Source organism: Bradyrhizobium sp. 154 (genome assembly GCF_023073875.1).
Classification (GTDB): Bacteria; Pseudomonadota; Alphaproteobacteria; order Rhizobiales; family Xanthobacteraceae; genus Bradyrhizobium.
In genome coordinates this window covers 18,662-35,024 of sequence record NZ_JADPKG010000043.1, presented here as the reverse complement: position 1 = coordinate 35,024, position 16,363 = coordinate 18,662, and the positions used below count along the sequence as shown (strand labels likewise).

Genomic DNA, 16,363 nt, shown 5'->3' with positions numbered 1-16,363 from the left:
TATGGGTTCCGGCATGACGATGATTCCGCGATCGCAAGAGCGCAGCGCGCTCGAACAGGAGCAATTCCTCAAGATCCTGTCGCGCGAGGAAGCGCTGGGACGTTTCGAGGCGGCGCTGTTCCCGCGGTCGATTCCGAGTGCACCGTGCAGGCTCGCCGATGCACTCGGTGCGGCGCTCGCCGAAGACGTCACGGCACCGATCGACGTTCCGCCGTTCGACCGCTCCAATGTCGACGGTTTTGCCGTCCGCTCCGCCGATGTCGTTGCGGCAGGGGAAGGTGCACCCGTTCGTCTCTGGCTCAATGATGAAGCCATCCACTGCGGCACGGCCCCGACGCTGCAAGTGGCGGCTGGGTCCGCAACGGCGATCGCCACCGGCGGTCCGCTGCCCCGCGGCGCCGACGCTGTCGTCATGGTCGAGCACACCCAGCCGGCAGGATCGGACGCGATCGAGGTCCGTCGCGCCACGTCTCCCGGGCAATTCGTCGCCTATGCCGGATCCGACATCGCGCGCGGCGAAGCGCTGCTGCGTGCGGGGACGATCATCGGTTCGCGCGAGATCGGCATGCTGGCCGCTTGCGGCGTCGCCGAGGTGAATGTCGCGCGCAAGCCGCTTGTGGCCGTCATCTCCACCGGCGACGAATTGGTGCAGCCAGGAGAGCTGCTCGCGCCCGCCGAGATCTACGACACCAATGGTGCGATCGTCACTGCTGCGATCGACGAGAATGGCGGCCAAGCGGTCTTCCTCGGCGCCATTCCCGACGATGAAGCCAAGCTCGAAGCCGCCATGCGCCGCGCGCTGGCGGATGCCGACATGCTGGTGCTGTCGGGCGGCACGTCGAAAGGCGCGGGCGACCTGTCCCATCGCATCATCGGCCGGCTCGGCCAGCCCGGAATCATCGCGCATGGCGTGGCGCTCAAGCCCGGCAAGCCGCTGTGCCTTGCGGTGTGCGACGGCAAGCCGGTGGTGATCCTGCCGGGCTTTCCGACCTCGGCGATGTTCACCTTCCACGACATGATCGTGCCGGTGCTGCGCAGGATGGCCGGGCTGCCGCCGCGCTCCGATGCCAAGGTCAGCGCGACCGTGCCGGTCCGCATCGCCTCGGAGCTCGGCCGCACCGAATTCGTCATGGTCTCGCTGGTCGAGGGGCGCGGCGGCCTGATCGCCTATCCCTCCGGCAAGGGGTCTGGTGCGATCACGTCATTCGCGCAGGCCGACGGCTTTTTGCGCATCCACGCGCTCGCCGACCAGATGCCGGCCGGGACCGAAGCCGAGGTAACCCTGTTCACGCCGCATGTGCGCGTGCCGGATCTCGTCATCGTCGGCAGCCATTGCACCGGCCTCGATCTCGTCACGGCACAGCTCGCGCATGCCGGTCTTTCCGTCCGCTCGATCGCCGTCGGCAGTCTCGGCGGGCTCGCGGCGGCGCGGCGCGGGGAATGCGATCTCGCGCCGATCCATCTGTTCGACGACAGAAGCGAGACCTACAACTCGCCCTATCTCGTCGAAGGGCTTGAGCTCGTTCCGGGCTGGCGGCGGATGCAGGGCATCGTCTTCCGCAAAGGCGACAAGCGTTTCGAAGACCTCAGTGCGAAGGAGGCGGTCGCGGCTGCGATCTCTGATCCCGCCTGCATCATGGTCAACCGCAATCAGGGCGCCGGCACGCGCATCCTGATCGATCGGCTGCTCGGCGGCGCCCGCCCGGAGGGCTATTGGAACCAGCCGCGCTCGCATAATGCAGTGGCCGCCGCCGTCGCCCAGCACCGCGCCGACTGGGGCATGACCATTGCGCCGGTCGCCCATGCGGGCGGCCTCGATTTCATTCCGCTCGCGGAGGAGCATTATGATTTCGCGCTGGTGACGGCGCGCAAAGACCGGCCGGCAGTGCAGGCCTTTCTCGATGCGCTCGGCTCGCATGAGGCGCGCGCGGCGCTGGAGCGCGCCGGATTTCGGCCTGCGTGAACGGCCCCGCATGCGGCCACGTCGTAAGCGCGCTAGGACGCCTCATCCAGCGCCGCCAGCCGCTCGGCCTCGGCGATGTCCTCGACAGTATTGGCATTGAAGAACGGGTCGAGCGGCTCGGTCGGCCATCTCACCGTCGCCAGCGGATAGCGCGCGGTCCAGCGGTCGATCTTGCGGAGGTCCTCGACCACGAGCGCGTGGCGTAGCTCCTCACGCATGTCCACGCGCCACAGACCGATCACCGGATGCGACTGATCGCCTGATGCCGCGACCGCGAGCTGCGCGTGCTCGCGCGCGCGCGCCTCATGCAGGCGGGTGACCAGATCGCGCGGCAGGAACGGGCAGTCGCCCGCGGCGCTGAGCACCCACTCGATGTTCGGCCGGTTCGCCGCGGTCCAGTCGAGCGCCGCGAGGATGCCGGCCAGCGGGCCGGGAAAGCCGGGCACGTCGTCGGCGACCACCTGCAAGCCGAACGCGGCGAAGCGCGCGGGATCGCCGTTGGCATTGAGGATCATCCCGTTGCATTGGGGTGCAAGGCGCGCGATCACACGCTCCAGGATGGTGCAGCCGCCGATGCTGCGCATTGGCTTGTCACCCCCGCCCATGCGCCGGGCGAGACCGCCGGCGAGCAGCACGCCAACAGTCGGCGGAACACTCGTCGCCGGAATCCTAGTCGTCACCACCTTCACCCTTGCGCTTGTGCTTGGCCGATTCCTCCTCGACGTAAGCGAGATTCTGGTCGTAGACGATGCGGTCCTCGCCCGCGAGTGCGATAAAGCGTTTTCCGCGCGTGCGCCCGACCAGCGTCAGCCCGACCTGTCTTGCGAGATCGACGCCCCAGGCGGTGAAGCCGGAGCGCGACACCAGGATCGGAATCCCCATCCGCACGGTCTTGATCACCATCTCCGAGGTGAGGCGTCCCGTGGTGTAGAGGATCTTGTCGGAGGCATCGACGCCGTGGCGGTACATCCAGCCCGCGATCTTGTCGACCGCATTGTGGCGGCCGACGTCCTCGGTGTAGCAGAGCGGGGTGCCCTCCTTGCACAGCACGCAGCCATGGATTGCGCCGGCCTCCAGATAGAGCGAGGGCATGGTGTTGATGGTCTGGGTCATCTGGTACAGCCACGAGGTGCGCAGCTCTGCCTTCGGCAGTGCGACGCTCTCGACCGCTTCCAGCAGGTCGCCGAAAGCTGTGCCCTGCGCGCAGCCCGAGGTCTGCGTGCGCTTCTTCAGCTTGGCCTCGAAATTGGTGTGATGTGAGGTGCGCACCACGACTACCTGCAGGTCGTCGTCGTATTCGACCTCAGTGACCTCGTCATTGTATTTCAGCATGTTCTGGTTCAGCAGGTAGCCGAGCGCCAGATATTCCGGATAGTCGCCGATCGTCATCATGGTGACGATCTCCTGCGAATTCAGGTAGAGCGTCAGTGGCCGCTCCATCGGCACCTTGATCTCGACCCTGGCGCCAGTCTGGTCAGTCCCGGTCACGCTCTGGGTCAGGCGCGGGTCGTCCGTGTCAGGGACGATCAGGGGCACCGGGGTCTTGTCGATCTTCATCATGGTTGCGAGGTTAGCATGACATTCGGATCAAGCCGATATAAGCATGGCGGGGAAAGGCCGGAGGTTCCATCGGCTCGTGAGCCGTTGGCGGAGATCGGGCGGTTATGAAAGTCATCGGGCTTGCAGGCTGGAGTGGGGCGGGCAAGACCACGCTGTTGACGCGGCTGATCCCGCATTTCAACGCGCAGGGCCTGCGTGTTTCCGTGATCAAGCATGCGCATCACCAGTTCGACGTCGACGTGCCCGGCAAGGATTCCTGGCGCCATCGCGAGGCCGGCGCGGCCGAGGTGCTGGTTGCTTCGGCGAACCGTTGGGCCCTGATGCACGAGCTGCGCGGCGCCAAGGAGCCGCGGCTGCCGGAACTGTTGAGCAAGCTATCCGCGGTCGATCTGGTCGTGGTCGAAGGTTTTAAGCGCGAGCCACATCGCAAGATCGAGGTGCATCGCGGCGCCAATGGCAAGCCACTGCTGTTTCCAGACGATCCCGGCATTGCCGGGATTGTCGCCGACGTCGCGGTTGACACCCGCCTGCCGACTGTCCATCTCGACGATATTCCGGCCGCCGCGGCTTTGTTGCTGCGCGCAGCGATGCCGGTCGACGAAGCGGTGGCAAAAAGCGCCGCGATGCGCTGACGAGGCACCATGGCGCAACTATCGGACGATTGCTTTGCCTTCGGCGGCCCGATGATGTCGGTGGATGAGGCCGTTGGCCTGATCACCACGCGCGTCAATGCGATCGCCGATCTCGAAACGGTTGCGCTCGTCGACGCGGACGGACGCGTACTGGCGCACGACATCGCAGCGCCTTTGCCGCTGCCGCCCTTCACCAACTCCGCCGTCGATGGTTACGCCGTGCGCAACGCGGATCTTCCGCAAAGCACCGAGCAAGCGTTGCCGCTCGACGGCCGTATCCAGGCCGGCGGCCTTGCACAGGCACCGATCAAGCCCGGCCACACCGCGCGCATCTTCACGGGCGCGCCGATGCCACTGGGCGCCGAAACCGTCTTCATGCAGGAAGATGTCCGCGTCGATAAGTCCGGCAAGGTGGTGCTGCCGCCGGGATTGAAGCCGGGTGCCAATGTCCGCCCTGCGGGCGAAGACATTCCCGAAGGGTACGTCGCGCTGCGCGCCGGGCAGCGCTTGCGGCCGCAGCATGTCGCTCTTGCGGCAGCATTCGGCCTGACCAGCCTCGACGTCGTCAGGCGCATCCGCGTCGCAGTTTTCTCGACCGGTGACGAGCTGGCCTCGCCCGGCGAGCCGCGCGCGGCCTCGCAACTGTTCGATTCCAACCGCTTCATGCTGATGGCGATGCTGCGCCGGCTCGGCTGCGAGGTCAGCGATCTCGGCATCTTGCGGGACGAGCGTACCTCGCTTGCACATGGCCTGAAGCAGGTTGCAGGCGATCACGACCTGATCCTCACCACTGGCGGCGTCTCGACCGGCGAGGAGGATCACGTCAAGGCGGCGGTTGAGAGCGTCGGCTCGCTGGTGCTGTGGCGGATGGCGATCAAACCCGGCCGACCGGTGGCGATGGGCGTCATCGACGGCACGCCGCTGATCGGATTGCCCGGCAATCCCGTTGCGAGCTTTGTCACCTTCGTGCATGTGGTGCGGCCGACGGTGCTGGCGCTGGCCGGTTCTCTGCCGGAGCCGCACTTGCCGATCCCTGTGCGTGCTGCGTTCACCTACAGGAAGAAGGAAGGCAGGCGCGAATATGTTCGCGCCTCCTTGCGGCGCGGAAAGGATGGCACGCTGGAGGTCATCAAGTTCCCGCGCGAGGGAGCCGGGCTATTGTCCTCACTGGTGGAGACCAGTGGCCTCGTTGAGCTTGGCGAAGACATCACGCAGGTCGAACCTGGACAGGACGTAGGCTTCTTGTTCTATGCCGATCTGCTCTAGCGGTCCTTGCGTTGACGCCATCGATCGGCCCCGCCATGGTGCGCCCATGACCAGAACGACGCTCGACCTCACCGGGTTAAAATGTCCGTTGCCCGCCCTGAAGACCCGAAAAGCACTGAAGCCGTTGCAGCCCGGCGATCAGCTCGAGGTTCACTGCACCGATCCCTTGTCGGTGATTGACATTCCGAACCTGATCCGCGAGACCGGCGACACGGTGGAGATCACAGAGCGCAACGACGCGCGTATCGTGTTCTTGATAGAAAAATCAAATCGTTCGATAGAGAGCGCTAATGGTGCGTCGCGTTCTTGAGAACGTTACCGCGCTGATACCGACCATTTGTCTATCGACATCGTTCATGGCTTCTGCAAATTGGCTTTCTCCGTTCAGGCGCGGAGGTTGAGTCTTGTCTGCGACACGCTGATCGACGGGCCGCGCTCACAATGCCTGTATGTCGTATAGGGCATAGCATCCCGCCCGAGGGGTTAGCATTTCGGATGCGCGTGACGATCCTGACGCGCGTCGAATCATTGAGCGGAGCAGCAGGGACATTTGGCTGCGTCGCTGGACTGGAGATCAGGATCTTAGGGCAGGCTGCTCAGAAGGGCGGCCTCAGGGGAGGAATGCATGGCTAGTGTTGAGAGCGCCGGGACCATTTCGGGCCGTGGCGCGGGGGTTCTTGATCGCGAGCGGACCATCGCGACCGCCGGATTCAACCGCTGGCTGGTGCCGCCGGCGGCGCTGTGCATTCATCTCTGCATCGGCATGGCCTATGGCTTCTCAGTGTTCTGGCTGCCGCTTTCCCGAGCCATCGGCATCACGGCGCCGAAAGCCTGTCCGGATATGTCGCTGTGGCAAGAGCTCTTCACCACCACCTGCGACTGGAAGGTTGCGAGTCTGGGATGGATGTTCACCCTGTTCTTCGTCGTGCTCGGCGTTGCCGCCGCTGTTTGGGGCGGCTGGCTCGAGCGGGTCGGTCCGCGCAAAGCAGGCTTCGTTGCTGCGCTATGCTGGTGCGGTGGCCTGCTGCTTGGCGCGATCGGCATCTATACCCATCAGCTCTGGATCATGTGGCTGGGCTCCGGCGTGATCGGCGGCATAGGTCTTGGTCTCGGTTACATCTCGCCAGTGTCGACGCTAATCAAATGGTTTCCCGACCGCCGCGGCATGGCGACCGGCATGGCAATCATGGGTTTCGGTGGCGGCGCGATGATCGGCGCGCCATTTGCCAACCTCCTGATCAACTACTTCAAGACCTCGACCGATGTCGGTGTATGGCAGGCCTTCGTCGTCATGGCCGTCGTCTATTTCGTCTTCATGACCATTGGCGCTTTCGCTTATCGCGTGACGCCGGCTGGCTGGAAGCCTGAGGGGTGGACGCCGCCGAGCGAGAAGAAGACGATGATCTCCGAGCATCACGTCCATCTCAACAACGCGCACAAGACGCCGCAGTTCTGGCTGATCTGGTGGGTGCTGTGTCTGAACGTGTCGGCGGGCATCGGCGTGATCGGAATGGCTTCTCCGATGCTCCAGGAAATCTTTGCTGGCAAGCTGATCGGACATCCGGAGCTTACCTTTGGTCAGCTCTCGGTCGAGCAGAAGACGGTCATCGCTGGAATTGCGGCGGGCTTCGCCGGCCTGCTATCGCTGTTCAACATCGGCGGCCGCTTCTTCTGGGCAACGCTGTCGGACACGATCGGCCGCAAGAACACCTACTACACGTTCTTTATTCTCGGCATCGTTCTCTACGCGCTGGCGCCGACCTTTGCGGCCATGGGCTCGAAGCTGCTCTTCGTGCTCGGCTTCGGCATCATCCTGTCGATGTATGGCGGTGGATTCGCGACCGTGCCGGCCTATCTCGCCGACATGTTCGGCACCCAGTTCGTCGGCGCCATTCACGGCCGGCTCCTGACGGCGTGGTCCACCGCAGGCATCATCGGCCCGGTCGTGGTGAACTACATTCGCGAGTTCCAACTCGCGGCGGGCGTTCCGCGCGACCAGCTCTACAACACCACGATGTACATTCTTTGTGCGATGCTGATCGCTGGCATCATCTGCAACTACCTGGTCAAGCCGGTCGATCCGAAATGGTACATGAGCGAGGCCGACGTCGCCAAGTTGCAGGCGGCGAATGCGGGCGCCGCCACCGTGCAGACCGGCTCGTTCGGAATCGGCACCGGCGGCCTCGATGTCAAGGCAGCACTGTTCTGGCTCTTCGTCTGCGTTCCGCTGGCGTGGGGTGTCTACAAGACGCTCGAGAGCGCGGTTAAGATCCTCTGATCGCGCAAACCTCTTCGTGGCGTACAGGGCATGCGGCCTTATTGGCCGCATGCCCTTAAATGCCTATTTGAGCGCGAGAATTCTCTTGGCATCTGGTATGCCAGGGCCTAGGATTAGATATGTTCCAAGAAGGGCTACGAGACGCAGCGATGAGCCACGACGTGCAACAGGTCCGCTCGTTCGAACATCCCGGCGGTGGCCGGAAGCGAGCCAAGGCGACCTCCAAGGGACGACAGGTCGACCCCACGGCCGCGCACGAAATCGAGCAGCTGCTCGGCGACAGGCCGCGGCGGCGCGACCTGCTGATCGAACATCTGCACCTGATCCAGGACAAGTACCACCAGATTTCGGCCGCGCATCTCGCCGCGCTCGCCGACGAGATGAAGCTCGCCTTTGCCGAGGTGTTCGAGACCGCGACCTTTTACGCGCATTTCGACGTGGTGAAAGAAGGTGAGCCTGACATCGCCCCGCTGACGATCCGCGTCTGCGATTCGCTGACCTGCGCGATGCTCGGCGGCGAGAAGCTGCTGCAAGATTTGCAGAGCGCATCGGGTCCCGGCATTCGCGTGGTACGCGCGCCCTGCGTCGGCCGTTGCGATACGGCGCCTGCCGCTGAGGTCGGCCACAACTTCGTCGACCACGCGACCGTCGCCAATGTCATGGCGGCCGCGAAGGCCGGCGACACTCACGCGCATCTGCCGAAATATGTCGATTACGACGCCTATGTTGCCGGCGGCGGCTACAAGCTGCTCAATCGCCTCCGCTCCGGCGAATTACCGAAGGACGACCTGCTGAAGGCGCTCGATGACGCTTCGCTCCGCGGTCTCGGTGGCGCCGGCTTCCCGACGGGGCGCAAATGGCGTGCGGTGCTGGGCGAACCCGGCCCGCGCTTGATGGCGATCAACGGCGACGAAGGCGAGCCCGGCACGTTCAAGGACCGCTATTATCTCGAAACCGATCCGCATCGCTTCATCGAGGGCATGCTGATCGGCGCGCATGTGGTGCAAGCCTCCGACGTCTACATCTATCTGCGCGACGAATATCCGGCCTCACGCGAGATCCTTGAGCGCGAGATCGCCAAGCTCCCGCCGGGCGGTCCGACGCTGCATATGCGCCGCGGCGCCGGTGCCTATATCTGCGGCGAGGAATCCTCACTGCTGGAGAGCATCGAAGGCAAGCGCGGCCTGCCCAGGCACAAGCCGCCTTATCCCTTCCAAGTCGGCCTGTTCGGCCTGCCGACGCTGATCAACAACATCGAGACGTTGTGGTGGGTGCGCGACATCGTCGAGAAGGGAGCCGACTGGTGGAAGGGCAATGGCCGCCATGAGCGGCATGGCCTGCGCAGCTTCTCGGTCTCGGGCCGCGTCAAGAATCCCGGCATGAAGCTCGCGCCTGCGGGCATCACCGTGCGCGAGCTGATCGATGAATATTGCGGCGGCATGGCCGACGGCCATCAATTCTACGCGTACCTCCCGGGCGGCGCGTCGGGCGGCATCCTGCCGGCGTCGATGGACGACATCCCGCTCGATTTCGGCACGCTGGAGAAATACGGCTGCTTCATCGGCTCCGCCGCGATCGTGATCCTGTCGCACAAGGACAGCGTGCGCGCAGCGGCACTAAACCTGATGAAGTTCTTCGAGGACGAGAGCTGCGGTCAGTGCACGCCGTGCCGCGTCGGAACCCAGAAGGCCGCGCTGCTGATGCAGAAGCCGGTCTGGAACCGGGCCTTGCTGGAAGAATTGAGCCAGGCGATGCGCGACGCCTCGATCTGCGGGCTCGGACAGGCGGCATCGAATCCGCTGTCCTCGGTAATCAAATATTTCCCTGACGAGTTCAAGGAAGCGGCCGAATGACCAAGATTACGTTCGAGCTCGACGGCAAGCAGGTCGAAGCGAAACCCGGCGAGACGATCTGGCAGGTGGCCCAGCGCCAGGGCCGCGAGATCCCGCACCTCTGTTATTCGCCGGCTCCCGACTATCGCCCCGACGGCAATTGCCGTGCCTGCATGGTCGAGATCGAGGGCGAGCGCGTGCTCGCGGCGTCCTGCAAGCGCACGCCGTCGGTCGGCATGAAGGTGAAGACCGAAAGCGCGCGCGCCGTCGCTGCGCAAAAAATGGTGATGGAGCTGCTCGTCGCCGACCAGCCGGCGCGTGAGACCTCGCACGATCCGGATTCCAAGTTCTGGCATTGGGCCGAGACGACGGGTGTCACCGAGAGCCGCTTCCCCGCTGCCGAGCGCTGGGCGACCGACGCGAGCCATCCGGCGATGCGCGTCAATCTCGACGCCTGCATCCAGTGCGGCCTGTGCGTGCGTGCCTGCCGCGAGGTCCAGGTCAACGACGTCATCGGCATGGCGTACCGCAATGCCGGCGCCAAGATCGTGTTCGACTTCGACGATCCCATGGGGGAATCAACCTGCGTCGCCTGCGGTGAATGCGTGCAGGCCTGCCCGACCGGCGCGTTGATGCCGGCCGTGATGCTCGACGACAAGCAAACGCGCGTCACCTATCCCGACAGGAAGGTGGATTCCCTCTGCCCGTTCTGCGGCGTCGGCTGCCAAGTGACCTACGAGGTCAAGGACGAGAAGGTGATCTACGCGGAGGGCCGCGACGGCCCCGCCAATCACAACCGCCTCTGCGTCAAGGGCCGCTTCGGCTTCGACTACATCCACCATCCGCACCGCCTGACCAAGCCGCTGGTGCGGCTGCCGAATGCGAAGAAGGATGCCAACGACCAGGTCGACCCGGCCAATCCCTTCACTCATTTCCGCGAAGCGAGCTGGGAAGAAGCGCTCGACATCGCGGCCAAGGGTCTGGTCAAGATCCGCGATGAGAAGGGCGCGAAGGCGCTGGCGGGCTTCGGCTCGGCCAAGGGTTCGAACGAAGAGGCCTATCTGTTCCAGAAGCTGGTGCGTACCGGCTTCGGTTCGAACAACGTCGATCACTGCACCCGTCTGTGTCATGCCTCGTCCGTGGCAGCGCTGTTCGAAGGCCTGAGCTCGGGCGCGGTGTCGGCGCCGTTCTCCGCAGCCATGGATGCCGAGGTCATCGTCGTGATCGGCGCAAATCCCACCGTGAACCATCCGGTCGCGGCGACCTTCATCAAGAACGCGGTCAAGCAGAACGGTGCAAAACTGTTCGTGATGGATCCGCGCCGGCAGTCGCTGTCGCGTCATGCGACCAAGCATTTGCAGTTCAAGCCGGGCTCCGACGTCGCCATGCTGAATGCGATGATCAACACGATCATCACCGAAGGCTTGACCGACGACCAATACATCGCCGGCTATACCGAAGGCTTTGACGAGCTCAAGGAGAAGATCAAGGAGTTCACGCCGGAGAAGATGGAGCCGATCTGCGGCGTCCCGGCGCAGACCTTGCGCGAGGTCGCGCGGACCTATGCGCGCGCAAAATCGTCGATCATCTTCTGGGGCATGGGTATCAGCCAGCACGTCCATGGCACCGACAATGCGCGCTGCCTGATTGCGCTGGCGCTGATCACCGGGCAGGTCGGCCGTCCCGGGACCGGCCTGCATCCGCTGCGCGGCCAGAACAACGTGCAGGGCGCCTCCGATGCCGGCCTGATCCCGATGTTCCTGCCGGATTACCAGCCGGTCGGACGCGACGACATGCGCGGCGCTTTCGAGAAGCTGTGGCAACAGGATCTCGACCCCGTCCGCGGCCTGACCGTGGTCGAGATCATGAACGCCATCCACGCCGGCGAGATCACGGGCATGTACATCGAGGGCGAGAACCCCGCGATGTCCGATCCCGACCTCCAGCACGCACGCCACGCGCTGGCCATGCTCGATCATCTCGTGGTGCAGGATCTCTTCGTTACCGAGACCGCGTTCCACGCCGACGTGATCCTGCCGGCCTCGGCCTTCGCCGAGAAGGACGGCTCCTTCACCAACACCGACCGCCGCGTGCAGCTCGCGCGCCAGGTGATCAAGCCGCCCGGCGATGCGCGGCAGGATCTCTGGATCATCCAAGAGATCGGCAAGCGCATGGGGCTGCCGTGGAATTACTCCGGCCCCGGCGACGTCTACACCGAAATGGCGGAGTTGATGCCGTCGCTGAAGAACATCACCTGGGAACGGCTGGTGCGCGAAGGCGCAGTCACCTATCCGGCCGACGCTCCCGACAAGCCCGGCAACGAGATCATCTTCACCACGGGCTTCCCGACGGCGAGCGGCCGCGGCAAGATCGTGCCGGCCAAGGTCATTCCGCCGGACGAGCTGCCCGACGCCGAATATCCGATGGTGCTGTCGACGGGCCGCGTGCTCGAGCACTGGCACACCGGCTCGATGACGCGCCGCGCGCAGGTGCTCGACCAGATCGAGCCCGAGGCGGTCGCGTTCATGTCGCCGAAGGACATGCGCAAGAAGAGGCTCGCGCCGGGCGACTTCATTCGCCTGGAGACCCGCCGCGGCGCCGTCGAGGTCAAAGTGCGCTCCGACCGCGACGTGCCGGAGAACATGGTGTTCATGCCGTTCTGCTACGCAGAGGCGGCGGCGAACCTGTTGACCAACCCGGCGCTCGATCCCTTCGGCAAGATCCCGGAATTCAAGTTCTGCGCGGCCAGGGCCGAACGCGTGGAAATGCGGGACGCTGCGGAGTAGGGGAGAGCCGCGATACGATCGCTCGGGCTGCTCCCAAATCAGTGTCATGCTCCGCGAAGGCGGGGCATCCAGTACGCCGCGGCCCATCGGTTTGATCACAGTCGTCTCGGAGTACTGGATCACCCGGTCCCGTCTCCGCGAAGCTACGCCGGGCCCCCAGTGGTGCTCGGCCGGCGTGCTGACGGCTCCCCCACAACGCTTCGCTCCTCGCAATGACGGTGGTAAATGTGACTGATGTCCAAAGCCACCCCAGCCACGCGGGCGCTTGAATCCGCCGGAGTTGCCTTCACCCTCCACACTTACGACTACGATCCCGACGCCGAGAGCATCGGGCTCCAGGCCGCCTCCGCGCTCGGTGAAGACCCGGCGCGCATGTTGAAGACGCTGATGGCGGTGGTTGACGGCAAGCCGGTCTGCGTGATCGTCCCGTCCAACCAGGAAGTCTCCATGAAGAAGCTCGCCATCGCTGCGGGCGGCAAGTCGGCGCAGATGATGAAGCCGCCAGAGGCCGAGCGCCTGACTGGCTTCAAGGTTGGTGGTATCAGTCCGTTCGGGCAGCGGAAGGCGGTGCGCACTGTGCTCGAGCGGAGCGCGCTCGCGCATGACCAGGTTTATCTCAACGGCGGCCAGCGCGGCTTGCAGGTGCGGGTGAGGCCGGCTGATGTGCGCGACGTTCTGACGGCAGTCGTCGCGGACGTGATTGCCTGAGGCGCCTCGCGCCTATTGCTTCTGCAGCAGCTTGAGCCGGCAGCGCAGCGCCTCGCGGATATGGGCGCGCGCGAGCTGCTCGGCCTTGTCGCCGTCGCGGGCAGCGATAGCGCCGATGATGGCCTGGTGCTCGCCGTGGCTTGTCTTGGGGCGGCCTGTCATGGTGAAGGTGGTCAGTCCGAGCAGGGCGATCCAGTCCTGCAATTCGCGCGACGCATTGTCGAGATAGCGGTTGCGCGCGGCGCGGCAGATCGCCTCGTGGAAGGCGCGGTTGAGCCGCGCCAGTTCGGCAGCGTGGCTGGCGGAGGTCTCGACAAAGGCTTGCTCGATATCGCGGAGCGCGTCGATCTCCGTGGTGGAGGCGTGTTCGGTGGCTAGGCGCGCAGCGGCGCCTTCCATGATCTCGCGCATGGCGTAGAGCTCGAGCACCTCAGAAATGTCGAGGTTGCGCACGATCAGCCCGCGGCCGCCGGCTGGCTCGACGAAGCCGCGTGCCGCGAGGCGTCCCAGGGCTTCGCGAACCGGGGTGCGGCTGACCTTCAGCCGCTGCGCGACCTCTTCCTCGCGCAGGCGGTCGCCGGCACGGTAGGTGCCGGCCTGAAGCGCCTCGCAGAGCGAACGGAACACCGCTTCGCCCAGCGCGACACCACCGCCGCGCGCGATCGTTCCGCCTGTCCTTGCCGGGCGTCTGGCCATTGTCCCTCGATGCGCATCCTGCCCATGCACGACGCGCCGCTTGCGCCGCCTATGTATATCTTTGTATACAAAGGTACGCAACAGCGGTCGTGCTTGGACATGGCCGCTGACGGCAATTGTCTCTAATCTGGCGTGCCATCGGGCAGACGGTATGGGCAGCAAATATGATGTGCTGGTGATCGGCGGCGGCAATGCCGCTCTGTGCGCAGCGATCGCCGCGCGCCGGGGTGGGGCGTCGGTGCTGGTGCTCGAGGGGGCGCCAAAATTCTATCGCGGCGGCAACACCCGTCACACCCGCAACATGCGCTGCGCCCATGATGCCGCGACCGAAATCCTGACCGGCCCCTACACCGAGGAGGAGTTCTGGGAGGACCTGCTGCGCGTCACCGGCGGGCAAACCGACGAGGTGCTGGCCCGTCATATGATCCGGGAGTCCAAGGACATTCTCAACTGGATCGTCGAGCAGGGCGTGCGCTGGCAGCCCTCCCTCGGCGGCACGCTGAGCCTCGGCCGCACCAACTCGTTCTTCCTCGGCGGCGGGCGAGCGATGCTGAATGCGCTCTATCTCACCGCCGAGCAGCTCGGCGTCGAGGTCGAGTACGATGCCGAAGTCATCGACCTAGTTATCGAGCATGGCATGTTCCTCGCCGCCCGCCTTAAGCGGCCGGTCAACGGCGAGATCGAGATCCGCGCGACCTCGCTGGTGGCGGCGGCCGGCGGGTTCGAGGCCAACATCGAATGGCTGAAGCAATATTGGGGCGAGGCCGCCGACAATTTCCTGATCCGGGGCACGCCCTATAACCGCGGCTCGATCCTGAAGATGCTGCTCGATAAGGGTGTGCAGGAAGTCGGCGATCCCACACAGTGCCATGCGGTCGCGATCGACGCCCGTGCGCCGAAATTCGACGGCGGCATCATCACCCGCCATGACTCCGTCGTGTTCGGTATCGTCGTCAACAAGCATGCGCAACGCTTTTACGATGAAGGCGAGGACATCTGGCCGAAGCGCTACGCGATCTGGGGCCGGCTGGTCGCGGCGCAGCCCGACCAAATCGCCTACATCATCTTCGACTCGACAGTGGTCACGAGCTTCATGCCCACGCTGTTTCCGCCGATCGCCGGGCAGACGGTGACCGAGCTCGCCGCCAAGTTAGATCTCGATCCGGCCGCGCTGGAGAAGACGATCACCGAATTCAACGCTGCGGTGCGGCCCGGCACCTTCGATCACACCATCCTCGATGACTGCCGCACCGAAGGCATCACGCCGCAGAAAACCCATTGGGCGCGCCGGATCGCGACGCCGCCTTATCTGGCCTATCCGGTGCGGCCCGGCATCACCTTCACCTATCTCGGCACGCGCGTGAACAAGGAGGCGCGGATGCTGATGGCTGACGGCAGGCCGTCGGCCAACATGTTCGCGGCCGGCGAGATCATGGCCGGCAACGTGCTCGGCAAGGGTTATGCCGCCGGCATGGGCATGACCATCGGCAGCGTGTTCGGGCGGATCGCAGGACGGGAAGCGGCAAAGCATGCACGCAACTAGGATTTTGGACGAAGCCGACCGTCTGATGACGGTCTGCAATTCCTGCCGCTATTGCGAGGGTCTGTGCGCGGTGTTTCCGGCCATGGAGATGCGCCGCGCCTTCTCCGACGGCGATCTCAATTATCTCGCCAATCTCTGCCATGGCTGCGGCGCCTGCTATGTCGACTGCCAGTTCTCGCCGCCGCACGAATTCAACGTCAACGTTCCGAAGACGCTGGCAATTGTGCGCGCCGAGTCCTACGCAGCCTATGCCTGGCCGCAGGCGCTATCAGGCACATTTGCCCGCAACGGGCTGGTCATCAGCATCATCGCCGCGCTCAGCATGGCCGTCTTCATCCTCGGCTTCGCCATTTGGAACGACCGCAGCGTGCTGTTCGGCGTGCACACCGGACCCGGCGCGTTCTACAGGCTGATGCCCCATAACGCGATGGCCGCGCTGTTCAGCGCTGCCTTGCTTTATGCGATCCTCGCGCTCGTATTGAGCGTGCGCGCCTTCTGGCGTGACATCGGTCCGCCGATTGGCGGCCGCGCCGACGGCGGTTCGATTTTTCAAGCGATCCGCGATGCCGGCGAGCTGCGTTACCTCCATGGCGGCGGCGTCGGCTGCTACAACGAAGACGACAAGCCGACCGATCGGCGCAAGCTCTATCACCACCTGACCTTCTACGGCTTCCTGCTGTGCTTTGCGGCGACGTCCGTCGCCACGCTGTATCATTATGTGCTCGGCCGGGAGGCGCCTTATCCGTGGTGGGACCTGCCTGTCGTGCTCGGCACGCTCGGCGGCATCGGCCTGATCATTGGGCCGATCGGGCTCTTCGCCGCCAAGATGCGCCGCGATCCAGCGTTGCTCGACGAGAGCCGCTACGGCATGGACGTGGGCTTCATCGCCATGCTGTTCCTGACGGGTCTTACGGGCATGGCCCTCCTGCTCCTGCGCGAGACCTCTGCGATGGGGCCGCTGCTGGCGCTGCATCTCGGCGCGGTGTTCGCGCTGTTCATCACCATGCCCTATGGCAAGTTCGTGCACGGCATCTATCGCTTCGCGGCGCTGGTGCGTTACGCACAGGAGCGGCGTAGCGAAGCCAGCGCTTGAGAGGCT

The 16,363-nt window shown here is 64.8% G+C and carries 13 protein-coding genes; 10 read left to right on the top strand and 3 right to left on the bottom strand.

Annotated elements, in window-relative coordinates; translation table 11 throughout:
* Positions 1-13: 13 nt before the first annotated feature.
* Positions 14-1,963: a molybdopterin biosynthesis protein gene (locus IVA92_RS09550; RefSeq protein WP_247280790.1), complete on the top strand. Its 1,950-nt coding sequence runs from the start codon at positions 14-16 to the stop codon at positions 1,961-1,963.
* Between the two features lie 32 nt (positions 1,964-1,995).
* Here the strand turns inward: IVA92_RS09550 and mobA are convergent, their stop codons facing one another.
* Both mobA and fdhD read right to left on the bottom strand, forming a co-directional pair.
* Positions 1,996-2,631: a molybdenum cofactor guanylyltransferase MobA gene (mobA, locus tag IVA92_RS09545; RefSeq protein WP_346015461.1), complete on the bottom strand. Its 636-nt coding sequence runs from the start codon at positions 2,629-2,631 to the stop codon at positions 1,996-1,998.
* 1 nt (position 2,632) lies between these two features.
* On the bottom strand, positions 2,633-3,523 hold the full coding sequence (gene fdhD / locus IVA92_RS09540; protein WP_247280789.1) for a formate dehydrogenase accessory sulfurtransferase FdhD: 891 nt from the start codon (positions 3,521-3,523) through the stop codon (positions 2,633-2,635).
* 104 nt (positions 3,524-3,627) lie between these two features.
* On the opposite strand from fdhD, the gene mobB reads away from it, so the two are divergent.
* The 7 genes from mobB (at position 3,628) to ybaK (ending at position 13,025) form a co-directional block, all read left to right on the top strand.
* Positions 3,628-4,155, top strand: coding sequence for a molybdopterin-guanine dinucleotide biosynthesis protein B (gene mobB, locus IVA92_RS09535; protein WP_247280788.1), 528 nt, complete (start codon positions 3,628-3,630; stop codon positions 4,153-4,155).
* 9 nt (positions 4,156-4,164) lie between these two features.
* Positions 4,165-5,421: a gephyrin-like molybdotransferase Glp gene (glp, locus tag IVA92_RS09530; RefSeq protein WP_247280787.1), complete on the top strand. Its 1,257-nt coding sequence runs from the start codon at positions 4,165-4,167 to the stop codon at positions 5,419-5,421.
* A 46-nt stretch (positions 5,422-5,467) separates the two neighbouring features.
* Positions 5,468-5,731, top strand: a complete 264-nt coding sequence (locus tag IVA92_RS09525; protein ID WP_247280786.1) for a sulfurtransferase TusA family protein — start codon at positions 5,468-5,470, stop codon at positions 5,729-5,731.
* Positions 5,732-6,046: 315 nt separating this feature from the next.
* The gene (locus IVA92_RS09520) at positions 6,047-7,699 is read left to right on the top strand and encodes an OFA family MFS transporter (protein ID WP_247280785.1); all 1,653 of its coding nucleotides are present in this window, start codon (positions 6,047-6,049) and stop codon (positions 7,697-7,699) included.
* Positions 7,700-7,848: 149 nt separating this feature from the next.
* Entirely contained in the window at positions 7,849-9,552 is a 1,704-nt protein-coding gene (locus IVA92_RS09515; protein WP_247280784.1) for an NADH-ubiquinone oxidoreductase-F iron-sulfur binding region domain-containing protein, read from the top strand.
* The gene (gene fdhF / locus IVA92_RS09510; RefSeq protein WP_247280783.1) at positions 9,549-12,317 is read left to right on the top strand and encodes a formate dehydrogenase subunit alpha; all 2,769 of its coding nucleotides are present in this window, start codon (positions 9,549-9,551) and stop codon (positions 12,315-12,317) included. Before IVA92_RS09515 ends, fdhF begins: the two co-directional genes overlap by 4 nt.
* 234 nt (positions 12,318-12,551) lie before the next feature.
* A complete protein-coding gene (gene ybaK, locus IVA92_RS09505) occupies positions 12,552-13,025 on the top strand; it encodes a Cys-tRNA(Pro) deacylase (protein WP_247280782.1) in 474 nt (157 codons plus the stop codon).
* 12 nt (positions 13,026-13,037) lie between these two features.
* Here the strand turns inward: ybaK and IVA92_RS09500 are convergent, their stop codons facing one another.
* The gene (locus IVA92_RS09500; protein WP_247280781.1) at positions 13,038-13,721 is read right to left on the bottom strand and encodes a GntR family transcriptional regulator; all 684 of its coding nucleotides are present in this window, start codon (positions 13,719-13,721) and stop codon (positions 13,038-13,040) included.
* A gap of 151 nt (positions 13,722-13,872) precedes the next feature.
* Between IVA92_RS09500 and tcuA the strand changes: the two genes are divergently transcribed.
* Together tcuA and tcuB are read left to right on the top strand one after the other, a co-directional pair.
* A complete protein-coding gene (tcuA, locus tag IVA92_RS09495) occupies positions 13,873-15,264 on the top strand; it encodes an FAD-dependent tricarballylate dehydrogenase TcuA (protein WP_247280780.1) in 1,392 nt (463 codons plus the stop codon).
* A complete protein-coding gene (gene tcuB, locus IVA92_RS09490) occupies positions 15,251-16,357 on the top strand; it encodes a tricarballylate utilization 4Fe-4S protein TcuB (protein ID WP_247280779.1) in 1,107 nt (368 codons plus the stop codon). Before tcuA ends, tcuB begins: the two co-directional genes overlap by 14 nt.
* Positions 16,358-16,363 lie beyond the last annotated feature (6 nt).

What these genes read in the sequence shown, in the direction of transcription:
- IVA92_RS09550 (WP_247280790.1), top strand. Translation starts at nt 14, where the DNA reads ATGACGATGATTCCGCGATCGCAAGAGCGCAGCGCGCTCGAACAGGAG.
- IVA92_RS09500 (WP_247280781.1), bottom strand. Translation starts at nt 13,721, where the DNA reads ATGGCCAGACGCCCGGCAAGGACAGGCGGAACGATCGCGCGCGGCGGT.
- fdhF (WP_247280783.1), top strand. Translation starts at nt 9,549, where the DNA reads ATGACCAAGATTACGTTCGAGCTCGACGGCAAGCAGGTCGAAGCGAAA.
- tcuB (WP_247280779.1), top strand. Translation starts at nt 15,251, where the DNA reads ATGCACGCAACTAGGATTTTGGACGAAGCCGACCGTCTGATGACGGTC.
- IVA92_RS09520 (WP_247280785.1), top strand. Translation starts at nt 6,047, where the DNA reads ATGGCTAGTGTTGAGAGCGCCGGGACCATTTCGGGCCGTGGCGCGGGG.
- IVA92_RS09525 (WP_247280786.1), top strand. Translation starts at nt 5,468, where the DNA reads ATGACCAGAACGACGCTCGACCTCACCGGGTTAAAATGTCCGTTGCCC.
- mobB (WP_247280788.1), top strand. Translation starts at nt 3,628, where the DNA reads ATGAAAGTCATCGGGCTTGCAGGCTGGAGTGGGGCGGGCAAGACCACG.
- tcuA (WP_247280780.1), top strand. Translation starts at nt 13,873, where the DNA reads ATGGGCAGCAAATATGATGTGCTGGTGATCGGCGGCGGCAATGCCGCT.
- IVA92_RS09515 (WP_247280784.1), top strand. Translation starts at nt 7,849, where the DNA reads ATGAGCCACGACGTGCAACAGGTCCGCTCGTTCGAACATCCCGGCGGT.
- fdhD (WP_247280789.1), bottom strand. Translation starts at nt 3,523, where the DNA reads ATGATGAAGATCGACAAGACCCCGGTGCCCCTGATCGTCCCTGACACG.
- glp (WP_247280787.1), top strand. Translation starts at nt 4,165, where the DNA reads ATGGCGCAACTATCGGACGATTGCTTTGCCTTCGGCGGCCCGATGATG.
- ybaK (WP_247280782.1), top strand. Translation starts at nt 12,552, where the DNA reads ATGTCCAAAGCCACCCCAGCCACGCGGGCGCTTGAATCCGCCGGAGTT.